At 34.7% G+C, this 13,586-nt stretch carries 11 protein-coding genes; 7 read left to right on the forward strand and 4 right to left on the reverse strand.

The window, feature by feature from the left end; all coding sequences use genetic code 11:
* Position 1 precedes the first annotated feature (1 nt).
* Together DFQ11_RS00440 and DFQ11_RS00445 are read right to left on the reverse strand one after the other, a co-directional pair.
* The gene (locus tag DFQ11_RS00440; protein ID WP_110474784.1) at positions 2–1,228 is read right to left on the reverse strand and encodes an NADH:ubiquinone reductase (Na(+)-transporting) subunit B; all 1,227 of its coding nucleotides are present in this window, start codon (positions 1,226–1,228) and stop codon (positions 2–4) included.
* Positions 1,229–1,238: 10 nt separating this feature from the next.
* Complete coding sequence (locus DFQ11_RS00445; RefSeq protein ID WP_110473675.1) at positions 1,239–2,585, reverse strand: Na(+)-translocating NADH-quinone reductase subunit A; 1,347 nt, start codon at positions 2,583–2,585, stop codon at positions 1,239–1,241.
* A 162-nt stretch (positions 2,586–2,747) separates the two neighbouring features.
* Here DFQ11_RS00445 and DFQ11_RS00450 point away from each other — a divergent pair, with 162 nt between their 5' ends.
* From DFQ11_RS00450 to DFQ11_RS00465, 4 genes are all read left to right on the forward strand, one after another.
* On the forward strand, positions 2,748–4,001 hold the full coding sequence (locus DFQ11_RS00450) for a type IX secretion system plug protein (protein ID WP_110473676.1): 1,254 nt from the start codon (positions 2,748–2,750) through the stop codon (positions 3,999–4,001).
* Between the two features lie 122 nt (positions 4,002–4,123).
* Positions 4,124–4,510 (forward strand): Co2+/Mg2+ efflux protein ApaG, encoded by a 387-nt coding sequence (gene apaG, locus DFQ11_RS00455; RefSeq protein WP_110473677.1) that lies wholly within the window; start codon positions 4,124–4,126, stop codon positions 4,508–4,510.
* A 202-nt stretch (positions 4,511–4,712) separates the two neighbouring features.
* Positions 4,713–6,338: an L-glutamate gamma-semialdehyde dehydrogenase gene (gene pruA / locus DFQ11_RS00460; protein WP_110473678.1), complete on the forward strand. Its 1,626-nt coding sequence runs from the start codon at positions 4,713–4,715 to the stop codon at positions 6,336–6,338.
* Between the two features lie 142 nt (positions 6,339–6,480).
* Complete coding sequence (locus tag DFQ11_RS00465; protein ID WP_110473679.1) at positions 6,481–8,187, forward strand: T9SS type A sorting domain-containing protein; 1,707 nt, start codon at positions 6,481–6,483, stop codon at positions 8,185–8,187.
* An 82-nt stretch (positions 8,188–8,269) separates the two neighbouring features.
* Here DFQ11_RS00465 and DFQ11_RS00470 read toward each other — a convergent pair whose 3' ends face one another.
* Positions 8,270–9,340, reverse strand: a complete 1,071-nt coding sequence (locus DFQ11_RS00470) for an Omp28-related outer membrane protein (RefSeq protein WP_110473680.1) — start codon at positions 9,338–9,340, stop codon at positions 8,270–8,272.
* Between the two features lie 97 nt (positions 9,341–9,437).
* Between DFQ11_RS00470 and DFQ11_RS00475 the strand changes: the two genes are divergently transcribed.
* Positions 9,438–9,917 carry a TlpA family protein disulfide reductase gene (locus DFQ11_RS00475; RefSeq protein WP_110473681.1) on the forward strand — a complete coding sequence of 160 codons (480 nt, stop codon included), beginning with the start codon at positions 9,438–9,440 and terminating at the stop codon, positions 9,915–9,917.
* Positions 9,918–9,962: 45 nt separating this feature from the next.
* On the forward strand, positions 9,963–11,642 hold the full coding sequence (locus DFQ11_RS00480; RefSeq protein WP_110473682.1) for a DUF6029 family protein: 1,680 nt from the start codon (positions 9,963–9,965) through the stop codon (positions 11,640–11,642).
* A 70-nt stretch (positions 11,643–11,712) separates the two neighbouring features.
* On the opposite strand, the gene rsmG is transcribed toward DFQ11_RS00480, so the two are convergent.
* The gene (gene rsmG, locus DFQ11_RS00485; RefSeq protein ID WP_110473683.1) at positions 11,713–12,342 is read right to left on the reverse strand and encodes a 16S rRNA (guanine(527)-N(7))-methyltransferase RsmG; all 630 of its coding nucleotides are present in this window, start codon (positions 12,340–12,342) and stop codon (positions 11,713–11,715) included.
* Positions 12,343–12,484: 142 nt separating this feature from the next.
* Here rsmG and DFQ11_RS00490 point away from each other — a divergent pair, with 142 nt between their 5' ends.
* On the forward strand, positions 12,485–13,585 hold the full coding sequence (locus DFQ11_RS00490; protein WP_110473684.1) for a fatty acid desaturase family protein: 1,101 nt from the start codon (positions 12,485–12,487) through the stop codon (positions 13,583–13,585).
* Position 13,586 lies beyond the last annotated feature (1 nt).

Consider the following 13,586-nt stretch of genomic DNA (forward strand, 5'->3'; position numbering starts at 1 on the left):
TTTAAGCTGTTTTTATTTTTGCTCTTTTTAATCTTCTTTTCACATTCCCTTGCACCACATAATGATCAATTGTAGGTGCGAACACATTCATTAACAGAATTGCTAACATCACGCCTTCTGGATAAGCAGGGTTAAATACACGTATCATAATAGATATAAAACCAATTAAGAAACCGTAAATCCACTTACCTTTATTCGTCTGAGCCGCTGTAACTGGATCCGTTGCCATATATACAATACCGAAGGCCATACCACCAATTAATAAATGGTGCCAGAATTCAGTACTCATTAGGCCATAGAATTTACTTGTATTTGAAATCCAACCGGCATCAACAACCATATTAAAGATGAAGCCCATCACTAAAGCTCCTAATACCGAACTCAGCATAATTCTCCAGCTTCCTATTTTAGTAAAGATTAAAAATAATCCACCTAACAATATTAAGAATGTAGATGTTTCACCGATAGAACCTGGTATAAATCCGAAGAACATATCTGAAACCGAATATGATAATTCTTGATTCTGAGCTAATGTTCCTAAGATCGTTTCACCTGAAATAGCATCGGCTGTCGAACCATTTGCAATCTCTTTAGTTCTTTCAACTGCACCATGTACCCATACTTTATCACCACTCATCCAAGTTGGGTAAGCGAAGAATAAAAATGCTCTAATCGTTAAAGCCGGGTTAAGGATATTCATTCCTGTACCACCGAATACTTCTTTACCTATAACTACACCGAAGATAACAGCTACTGTAAGCATCCATAATGGAATATCTACTGGTACAATTAATGGCACTAACATACCTGTTACTAAGTATCCTTCTTCAACTTCATGTCCTTTTATTACAGCAAATAAAAACTCTATACCTAAACCAACACCGTAAGAGATGATGATTAATGGTAAGATTTGCCAAAAACCAACTGAGAAGTTAGCAAGTGACCAAAATTCGCCACTTAAAAATCCATTGGTTACCGCTTGAATTTCTCCAATGGCTAAATTGTGTTGGTAACCTGTATTAAACATACCAAAGATTAGACATGGAATTAATGCCATAATCACCGTATTCATGGTACGTTTTAAATCGTCCGCCGCCTTTATATGCGTACCACCTTTAGCAGTATCGTTTGGCGTATATAGAAAAGTATGAAGAGCGTTAAAGGCTGGTGCCATTTTCGTCCCTCTATATTTTTCTCTTAATGCATGTAAGTTCTGTTTTAAACCCATTATCTTCATTTTAACCGATTTCCTTAATCATTAAATCTAAACCTTCTCTAATAATTTGTTGATGCGGTTGTTTAGACACACATATAAATTCTGTTAGAGCAAAATCTTCAGGTGCTACTTCATACATACCTAAAGCTTCCATTTCGTCAAGGTCTTTATATAAACATGACTTTAAAATTTGTAATGGATATATATCTAATGGAAAAACCTCTTCATATTTACCAGTAAGCACAAAATTTCTATGCTCACCATTCATATTCGTGTTTAGGTCATATTTCTTATTTGGCGTTAACCAAGAAAAAGTTAAAGCTCTAGAGTTAGACACTTTATCAAAGATTGGCTTATTCCATCCGAAGAAATCATAATCGTCACCTTCAGGAATTACAGTCACAACATTACTGTAGTAATCTAAGAAACCATCAGGACCTACTTGTTTTCCAGACAATACATTTCCAGAAATAAAACGATTATTAGCACCTCTCTCTACACCGTTATCATATACCATAGTAGAAATTTCAGAACCAATTAAAGTTCTAAAATAACGTGGTTTCTTAACAGCAGAACCAGATAATGCAATAACACGCTCAGCATTAAACTTACCAGTAAGCAGTAACTCACCAATAATTACTAAATCTTGTGCGTTAACCGTCCATACCGTTTCGCCTTTATTAACAGGACTCACCTTGTTAATTAAAGTACCAACATTTCCAGAAGGATGTGGTCCAGAAACTTTATACAACTCTATGTTTTGCATTTTAGCTAGAGGAGAGTCTGAATCTTTCCCTACAGACACATGAACCTTAGCAAATTTAGACAAAGCCGTTATAGCCGCTTGCAATTCAGCTTCTTTACCTTTTAAGGTAAAATCTAAATCTGCGCTTAACGGAGCACTAGCATAACCCGAGATAAAAATCCCCTTTGGCGTACTGTCGGCTTTTGCAACAACATCATAAGGACGTTGTTTTATAAATGCCCAACAACCTGTGGCTAATAAATGTGCTCTTAACTTTTCAGCATCAGCGCCTAAATCAAATTTACCATGATCTACGTGCTCTTGCACTTTATCAGCAGTAATTTTTAAGGCATCGATGCGACGTCTTGGCCCACGTTGTACTTCAGTTATTTCTCCAGAAACAGGAGAAACAAACTTCATTGCTTCATTATCCTTATTGTAAAACAAAGTTTCACCTGCTTTTACGCGAGTGCCTTCCTTTGCTACTAGTTTTGGGATAATACTGTGAAAATCTTCAGGTCGTATGGAATAGAAATTACTTACTACAGCATTTTCTACAGCTTTCTCGGCTTCACCGACAAGCTTTATATCCAAACCTTTTTTTATTCTGATGTCTTTTGACATATCTATTAAAGATTAGTTATCTAAAAATCCGTGCAAATTTACAAATTTAAGCTAATAAAGAACCCTAATTCAGTCATCTTTTTTATTTATAACCATTATAAATAACCTAATTACTTCAAGGCATGGATTTTGTTTATCTTTACACTTTACAGATTTTATAGAATGAAGCATATATTTTTAAGCATTGTACTCCTTTTAGCAGCGTCTACTCTAGTATTTCCACAAGTAGCGCAAGAAGTGAGCCCACCTGACTTTATAAAAACCATCACTTTTTCAAGCAATACAACTCAAGGTCAATTACCAATCTTAAGACTTGGAGAACCTTTGGTGTTAAAATTTGATGCCTTAACCGCAAATGAAGAGGACTTTCATTACGTCATTGAACATTTTAACTTTGACTGGACGCCTTCAAACTTGGTGAAATCCGAGTATTTGAAAGGCTTAGACAACCAAAGAATTTTAAATTATCAAAACTCATTCAACACCTATCAAATCTATTCACATTACGATTTAAGAATTCCTAATCCTCAAACACAGGCTTTATTAAAAAGTGGAAACTATATGATTTCCATCTATGATGATTTTGGAGAAGTGATGTTTAGTAGAAAATTTATGATTTACGAAGACTTAACGAATGTTGGCGTAAAAGTAAAGCGTTCACGCAATGTAAAATCTATAGCTCAGATGCAGTCTGTCGATTTAGTGGTGAATACGAATGGCATGAATTTAAATAACCCACTGGAAACAGTAAAAACATTAATCATTCAAAACAATAACCTAAACACAGCGATTTCAGATTTAAAACCACAATACACCTTGGGTAATGAATTAATTTATCGCTATGATACCGAATCAGCCTTTTGGGGCGGGAATGAATATTTGTTTTTTGAAAATAAAGACGTGAGAGCCGCTAATGTTAGTGTTCAATTTATAGATTTAAAAGACCTCTACCACAATTATCTATATACAAATATCTCTCGTAAAAATAGACCTTACACTTATAATCCTGATATTAATGGAAACTTTCAAATTACCGCTATAGACAGATCTGACTTAGATATCGAAGCCGATTATACGATGATCCATTTTTCATTAGAGCATGAAGAACTAAAAAACAAAGACGTTTATATCTACGGTAATTTTAATGCTTTTACCATTGAGCCTCAAACTAAAATGGGATATAATTCTAAAAAGAAACGATATGAAGGTATACTTTTGCTAAAGCAAGGTTTTTACAATTATAAATACGCGACTATAGATAGAAAGTCGGGTGAATTAGATGAAGGGGCTATTAGCGGTAATTTCTGGGAAACCGAAAACGACTATAAAGCGCTAATATATTACAAAGATTTAGGCGCGCGCTATGATCGAATAATCGGTTTCGGTGAAGCCTCATCCCTTGACATTTCTAATTAAATATGAATGCATTACTCCTCAGTAAAGTCTTATAATTGTTAAAAAACAGCGCTACTTATCGCAATTATGATGCTTCAATCAAAATTTATGTTATTTTAGCTACTGACTAATTATTTACATTCATGGTACAACAAGTTACAAGCGGCATCAAAATTTCTGTCGAGACCAGTTTTGAAGGTACATTTTATAAGAACTATAAAGTGCACTTTGCCTTTGGTTATAAAATAACTATTGAGAACCAAAGTAAAGATTCAGTTCAGCTTAACTCAAGACATTGGAGAATTTTAGACGCTCTAAACAACGAGGAAATTATTGAAGGAGAAGGAGTCATAGGGAAAAAACCCATCTTAAGACCTGGAGAAACTTACACTTATAATTCCGGCACTTTATTAACCTCTCCTTTTGGAGCCATGAATGGTTTCTATAATATGACGAACCTCAATAAAGCGAGCAAATTTAAAGTTTATGTTCCTTCATTTAAGTTGAGTGCTCCTTTCGCGCTTAACTAAAATTTCGTATTTCACACGGATTAACGTTCATAGACATCTTTAAGATTCTTTGACATTTTCAGTGAATCGGAAATTGATTTTCAATATTACTTATCCACCTATTTTTCAATTGCCTCACATCTATAACGTTTGAAACCATATTTCTGCTATAAAAATTGTACCTTTGCACTTTCAATTTTCAAACTAAAAAAACAATTATATCATGGGAAAAGGATTCTTTAATGTACCTGTAGCAGTCAACGAACCTGTTAAAAGTTACGCACCTGGTTCACCTGAACGAGAAGCTGTTTTAGAAGCTTACAAATCAATGTTTAATTCTAAGGTTGAAGTCCCTTTATATATAAACGGTAAAGACGTTAAAACTGGAAACACCAGAACAATGTCACCACCTCACGATCATAAACATATTGTTGGTGAATATCACTTAGCAGAAAAAAAACATGTAGAGGAAGCTATTGCTACTGCATTAGAAGCTCGTACTGCTTGGGCAGAAATGCCTTGGGAACAACGTGCTGGCATTTTTTTAAAAGCTGCTGAATTAATCGCAGGTCCATACAGAGCAAAAATCAATGCAGCGACAATGATTGCTCAATCAAAAACCATCCACCAAGCTGAAATTGATTCGGCTTGTGAATTGATTGATTTCTTACGTTTCAATGTTCAGTTTATGTCTGACATTTATATGGAACAACCAGAAAGTACAAGCGACGCTTGGAACAGAGTGGAATACAGACCACTTGAAGGATTCACTTATGCAGTAACTCCTTTTAACTTTACAGCTATTGCTGGAAATTTACCATCATGTATGGCATTAATGGGTAACGTAGTTGTATGGAAACCAAGTAACAACCAAATTTACTCAGCTAAAGTCATCATGGATGTTTTTAAAGAAGCTGGTGTACCAGCTGGAGTTATCAACGTTGTTTTTGGTGACCCAGGAATGATTACCGATACGGTTATGGCTAATCCACATTTCTCAGGATTACATTACACAGGATCTACTCCAGTATTCCAAAGCCTTTGGAAACAAATAGGAAACAATATAGAAAATTATAAAACCTACCCAAGAATAGTTGGTGAAACTGGTGGTAAAGATTTTATTGTAGCACACAAATCAGCCGAAGCTAAACAAGTAGCAACAGCTATTTCACGTGGTGCTTTTGAATTCCAAGGACAAAAATGTAGTGCAGCATCTAGAGCCTATATTCCAAGTAACCTATGGGAAGATGTTAAAACATTCGTTATTGCAGATGTGAAATCTTTTAAACAAGGGTCTCCAGAAGATATGAGTAACTTTGTTACTGCAGTAATTAACGAAGGATCTTTTGATAAACTTGCAAAATATATAGACGCAGCTAAAGCTGATGCTGACGCAGAAATTATTGCAGGTGGAAATTATGACAAATCGAAAGGTTATTTTATTGAGCCTACGGTTATCGTAACTACTAATCCAAAGTACGAAACTATGTGTACTGAATTATTTGGACCGGTAATTACTATCTATGTTTATGATGAAGATAAGTTTACAGAAACTTTAAAATTAGTTGACGAAACAAGTGAATACGCTTTAACAGGTGCTATTTTATCTACTTGTCGTTACGCAATTGAAGAAGCTACAAAAGCATTACAAAATGCCGCTGGAAACTTCTATATCAATGACAAACCAACTGGTGCGGTTGTAGGACAACAACCATTTGGAGGCGCAAGAGCTTCTGGTACAAACGATAAAGCGGGTAGTTCTCAAAACTTATTACGTTGGGTATCTCCACGATTAATAAAAGAAACTTTTGTAACTCCTGTAGATTACAGATATCCTTTCTTAGGCTAATTTATAATTTAACAACCCTAAAAATCCCTAAAAGTATTTTTAACTTTTAGGGATTTTTTTTTATCCATTACCTAAGGAAGCTTAAATTAAATGTTAAAATTTTTATAATATTCGTATATTTAAGACTCAAAATCTTGAATTTATGAAACACTTCTACACTTTCGCCTTATTATGTCTACCATTTATTATTAGTGCTCAAACAGCCATCACCTCAAGTATAACCCCCGATTTAGCAGCCTATGGTGAAACTACGAATTTTCCAGGCCAAGGAGAGTACGAAATTTATTTAAGTGCTGATGGAATTTTAGACAAACCGATAGTTGTTGTGGATCCTTTTGACCCAGGAGACACCTTGAATATTGCAGCTTTATATAACCTCTTCAATTTCACCAATAGTTCTGGAGACCAAAATTTAATTGATCTTATTAGAGCTGAAGGATTTGATGTTATCTTTTTAAACTTCCCAAATTACACAAGAGCTGAAGATAACGCTATCATTGATGGCGGAACCGATTATCTGGAGCGCAACGCTATGGTATTAGTTGAATTGATTAATACTATAAATGCAGAAAAAGCTTCTAACAACGCCGAGCAAAATGTTATTATTGGCCCAAGTGCAGGAGGATTGATAGCAAGATATGCGCTAAATTATATGGAAAATGAAAGCCTAGATGCCGATACAAGATTATATATATCTTTCGATTCGCCACATTTTGGTGCAAATATTCCTATTGGACTACAACATCAATTAAACTTTTTAGCTAATAATTCACTGAGTCCAGTCACCGAATTAGCTCCACTTATTGACGGCACAATAAAATCTCCAGCAGCTCGACAAATGCTAATCGATCATTTTGAAGCACATCTCTCTGGTGCCGACTTATACAGTTTTGATTCTGATATAACCCAACCCACACCACATCCTTATAGAAATATCTTTGAAGCCAGCCTTAATAGTTTAACCCCAACAGGGTTTCCTGAAAATGTTCGTAATGTTGCCATAATTAACGGAAGTGCTATTGGAAGTTCATATACAGCTGCAGATGGCGTAACTCCTGTAACCAATGGTTTTACAATGGTAGACCTTACACTTCCCATGGAAGTACCTATTGTCGGAGCTATAGACATCGAAATTGAAATAAACATGACACCAAGTGCAGGAACTCCACAACAAGTGAGTCGTTTTTTCGCACCCCTTTTCCCTCCTTTTATTCCTAATGTAGAATCCATAGCCAATTCAGGAACAAGTTTTTATGATGGCGTAGATGCAGCTCCAGGTGGATTAATTGATTTTTCTGCATTAATGGACCAATCTGGTACTGGTGGAGATATGGCTTCCGACTTTATTGACGGTTTACAAATAGATAAATTTAGCTTTATCCCATCAATTAGTGCTCTAGCCTTAGATACTACGGACGAATCCACCGGAAATGAAAGAAATTGGTTTCACGATATAGAAATAGACGGAAGCGGACATGCTATTAATAGTCCATTTGATAACACGTTCACCCCAATTGATAATCAGCCACATTTATATCTATCGGACGCCAACGTTGCCTTTGCTTTAAATGAGATTCTTAACGCTCCTTTATCAACAACTAATTCTGAATTTCTATCAATGCAATTAGAAAACAATCCTGTAAAGAACGAACTAGTAATACTTAACACCGAAAACATAAAGGCTAAAATTAACATCATGGATTTAACAGGAAAGACGGTGTATCAATTAAATTCAAACCTAAATAATAGAACATCAATTCCCATTAATTTAAGTTCAGGCTTTTACATTCTCAAAGTGGTTAGCGACACTAATGCTACTTTCACCACGAAGTTTATGGTCAATAATTAGACTATTCTATTTAATATTTAAGCAAAAAAAAAAACCTGTACAAAGATTTACAGGTTTTTTTTTTACGCTTAAATAAGATTCTCTATAATTCTTCAATTGTCTGAGTCTCACCAAATGTAGCTACCCTTGCATTATAAACTTTATTATTATTTCCATTAACAACAAAAGCTACAATAGTCATTTTTGACGTATTAGTTACATTTCCTGGAACAGAAACAGTAATGTTTTTCGAGTAAACATTATCAGCAACCACTTCAGCAGAAGGAATTTGATCCCCCATTAAATCAGTCAATGTTGCTCTTAGCACATTGTCATGCTCAAAATTTGCTAAAATATCACCACCACCATAATAACTTGTATAGTTTACTTGATCATAAAATAGATCATTTTCTAAAACATAAACCACAAGTTTAGGATTAGCAACTGCCGTCCCAAACTTCACATTAACATCAAGAGAAATATTATTATTACTAAGTACTGGAGCTAAAGCGAGACCAAGATCTGCTTCTTCATTAGCTATATTAACAACTTGATTCACATTACTTGGCTCTGGATAAGCCCATACAGTGGTTCTATCTAACATCGCTGTTGGGTAGCCTTCAAGATTGATAATGTTCTCTAATGCCGTGGCATTAAAGTTATATGGATCATGAGTACTTGAGCTCGTACTAGGACTTCCTCTATGAATAGCTACAGTAATTGATTTGTCTGTAGCTGCTTCAACCTGCTCTACTCCATAGGCTACTCTAGGACACCAGCCACACCACGTACCGGTATAATCTTCAATTAAAACATTTTTAGTAAACTTTGTAGGCAATTCTAAAACCGATATTTGTAATGTATTACTAGTTAAGCCATTATAAGTAGCAACTACGTCTATAACCCCAGCAGTTTGAGGTGTATAATTACTTCCATTAATACTTACTCCATTTACTGTGATATTGGCAGAAGTAGTAACAAAATCGTTGTTATTAGTTTTTACATCAAAAAATATGGCATCGCCAACATAGATATCATTATTAAATTGTTTTGATATCGTAATACTTGTTACGTCAGACCCTCCTCCCGAATCATCATTGCTGTCACCGCTGCAACTCAAAAGCATCACCGTTAAGGCAAAAAATAAGGATTTTAAAATGTGTGTGTTGTTCATAAGATTAGGTTTTTTATTAATTCGATGGCTAATATAATTTTTTTATAATTTTTTGGTGTTATTATTGCACAATTACTAACAAAACAACAATCTTTCAATGAAAAACATTTACCTACTCGTATTATTAATGGTAATCTCATTATCTAATGCCCAAGAATTACCAAACATCACCCTAAAAAGTATTGATGAGCAATCTGTAAATATTCAAGAACTTGCTAATTCGGACACGGTTAAAGTTTTTAGCTTTTGGGCCACATGGTGTGTTCCATGTATTAATGAACTTGACGCAATTAGTGAAGTTTATGAGGAATGGCAAGATGAAACCAATGTAGAAATTATTGCTATTTCTACTGATGATTCAAGAACCAAAAAACGTGTTACTCCACTTGTTAATGGAAAAGGCTGGGAATATCAAATCTTATTCGACGATAATCAAGAGCTTAAACGAGCACTTAACATCACAGTAATGCCCTACGTGATTGTCGTTAAAAACGGAAAAATCATCCACCAACATACAGGATACACCCCAGGTAGTGAAGATGCTTTATATGAAGTAATCAAAAAACACTCCAATTAAAATCCTTAGAACTTTTTTCACAAAATACTAGCCAAAACAAACATTATGAAAAGACTGATATTACTATTAGTTTTTTGTCTATCAGGACAATTTATTTTTGCACAATTATTAGATAATTTAAGAATTGGATTAGAGTCTAATTCAGCTTGGTACAACGATGATAAAAAGACAGGTTCTTTTTATGACACCGAAAACCAAGATGGAGATAAACACATTAGATCAAACAACTACCTAAAGTTAGACTATAGCTTTTTAAAGAACTTTCAAGCTTCTGTTCAAATCGAATCCTATGAACCATTAGCTCTTATTAATTATTCCCCTAATTTAGAAGGAACCAATATTGGGACCTATTCATTAAACTATAAATCCTCTAAATTAGACGTTACCGCTGGTCATTATTATGCACAATTTGGCAGCGGCTTAATTCTTAGAAACTGGGAAGACCGACAATTAGGTTTAAACAATGCCTTATTCGGTGGAAAAGTAGAATACACGCCTATGGAATCCATTCACCTAACAGGTTTATATGGCAAACAACGTGTTGGATTTGACACCTCTGATGGAGAAGTATTTGGAGCCAATGTAGAAATTGACCTCTCATCAATTATAGATTTCGAAAGCACATCTCTAAGTTTAGGGTTGAGTTATGTAGGAAGAAAGGAAGCGACAGAAATTGTAGATCCTAATTTTGATGAATTGACCAATGCTTTTTCAGGAAGACTTGACTTTTATGAGGGTAGTTTTTATTCAAGTTTAGAATATGTTTCTAAAAGTGAGGATGCCATTGTACAAGTGGGACAAATTATGAATAACTTTGTAAAGCCTGGTAATGCCATTCTGTTTAACGCAGGGTTTTCACAAAAAGGATTTGGATTAGATGCTACCTTCAGACGATTAGAAAACATGTCTTTTTACTCAGAACGCCAAAAAAGTGGTAATCTATTTATAGAAAATATTGTTAACTACACCCCTGGTTTAACAAAACAACACGATTATTTGTTAACTAATATCTTTGTTTATCAAGCTCAGCCACAAGTATCCTTCTTAGACCCAGGCCTTTTAAAAGCTGGCGAAATTGGTGGTCAAATAGATTTATTTTACCAGATTAAAAAAGACACACCACTAGGTGGCAAATATGGCACAAAGATCGCTTTCAATATGTCGTATTGGGCAGGACTAAAAGGTGATTTTGATTATAACAATTTAGATTATAGCACTGACCTTTTCGGTTTCGGAAATAAGTATTTTTCAGATATTAATTTCGAAATCAGAAAGAAATGGAATTCTAAATGGAATAGTATCTTTTATTATGTGAATCAATATTACAGCAAGAAGCAGATAGAAGGGAATTTTGGAGCTGAACCTATTAAATCAAATATTGTGGTTGCTGAAGCTACCCGCAAACTTAATGGTGGTAAATCCTTCCGAATCGAAGCTCAGAAATTATGGTCCGACTCTGATGGTCACGATTGGGTTGGAGGAACATTTGAATTTAATTTAAGTTCTAAATATTCCGTTTATATTAACGATATTTACAACTCCGGCAATGATAGTGACACCGCTGAAACTCATTACTTTAATATTGGTGGCAGTTATACAAAAGGCTCTACAAGATTAGGCTTGAATTATGGAAGACAAAGAGCAGGTCTGATCTGCGTTGGAGGTGTTTGTCGTTATGCAGCAGAAGCTACCGGCGTTTCAGCTAACCTAACCATGTCATTCTAATTAATAAAAACCATAAAACGCAAAAAAAAACCTACTCAATAAATCAAGTAGGTTTTTTTTATTAAGCCAATTAAACTTTAAATTTTAATGGCAAATGAATTACCTTTTTTGTCACAAAAAATTCTTCTTCAAAATAATCAGATAGCAAATAAGCCTTAACCGCTTTATATGGCTTTAACTCTTCGGTAAGATCACCTCCTTTTAGATAAAGGATTCCATTTTTTAATTCGTTCTTCTGTATTTTGGCAATTTTACCCTTTACCCAAGTTGTAAACTCTGGCATTGCGGTCACCGCTCTACTAACAATAAAATCGAAAGTTTCGTCGATGGCTTCCACTCTACTGTGTGTGGTTTTAACATTTGTAAGTCCAATTGCCTCAGTAACAGCATTAATTACTTTTAATTTTTTATTGATACTATCCACTAAATGGAATTGGCATTCTGGAAATAAAATGGCCAATGGAACACCAGGAAAACCGCCTCCTGTCCCGACATCTAGTATTGAAGAACCTGGGGCAAATTTCATCACTTTAGCAATTCCTAGAGAATGTAATACATGTCTTAGATATAATTCGTCAATATCCTTTCGGGAAATAACGTTTATTTTACTGTTCCAGTCTTTATACAAGCCGTCTAAAGCCTCAAACTGTTGAATTTGAGTTTCAGTTAAGTCCGGAAAATATTTTAAAATCAGCTCCATTTAATGTTCTTTCTGCAAAAGTACTTATTTTCGGATTTATAATTTAACATTTTACAATAATGACTGCTTTTATTTATTAGCTATCTTTGTTATATTATAATGCACTAAATTACTTACATTATAATATAAATTTTTTAAATACATGTCACAACAAACACTTTCCTTCTCTAGAACAGATTCCGCAAAGTTCTTTAGAACATTAAACAAACGCGTAAACAGTTACTTCAAGGAAAATAATATAAAACGAACAGGCAATTGGCAACTATGGGTAAAAACCATCATCATGTTTGCTTTATTCTTAACGCCTTATTTTTTATTACTCACCTTAAACATGCCTACTTGGGCGCAATTACTCTTAACCGTAGTAATGGGTATTGGTATGGCCGGTGTTGGTATGAACGTCATGCACGATGGTAACCACGGTGCTTTCTCTAACAAAGAGTGGGTTAACCGCATCATGGGAAGCAGCATCTATATCTTAGCCGGAAATGTATATAACTGGAAAGTTCAACACAATGTTTTACACCATACCTATACGAATATTCACGGTCATGATGAAGATTTAGAAGCGGGTAGAATTCTACGTTTCTCAAAGCATACCGAATGGCGTAAGCATCATAGATTTCAGCATTATTATTCCGTCTTACTCTATGGCTTATTAACCATCAACTGGGCGATTACTACAGATTTCCAACAGATGAAACGTTACATGAAGCGTAAATTATCTTATGGTAAATTCCCTAATCCAGTGGCAAACTGGAGTAAATTAGTGGTTTCAAAAATCATCTATATTTCTATGTGGATTGTTATACCTATGGTTCTTACTGATATCGCATGGTATAAAGTCTTAATCGGATTCTTCATTATGCATTATGTTGCAGGTCTTATTTTAAGTATCGTATTTCAATTAGCTCACGTTATGGACGAAGCTGAGATGCCATTACCAGAAAAAGATGGTACTATGAAAAACACTTGGGCGATCCACCAATTAAAAACTACAGTTAATTTTGGTGCGAGAAGTAAAATTATAAACTGGTATACTGGAGGCTTAAATCACCAAGTGGAACATCACATTTTTCCACATATCAGCCATATTCACTATGGTAAAATCGCAGAGATTGTAAAGTCAACTGCACAAGAATTTAACTTACCATACAAAGAGTACGAAACGACAAGAAAAGCTATTGCTGCTCATTTCAAGTTTTTAAAAGAAATGGGAGCACGACCAGCAATGCAAGCCTAAT

The sequence above is a fragment of the Winogradskyella epiphytica genome, from assembly GCF_003217215.1.
Lineage (GTDB): Bacteria > Bacteroidota > Bacteroidia > Flavobacteriales > Flavobacteriaceae > Winogradskyella > Winogradskyella epiphytica.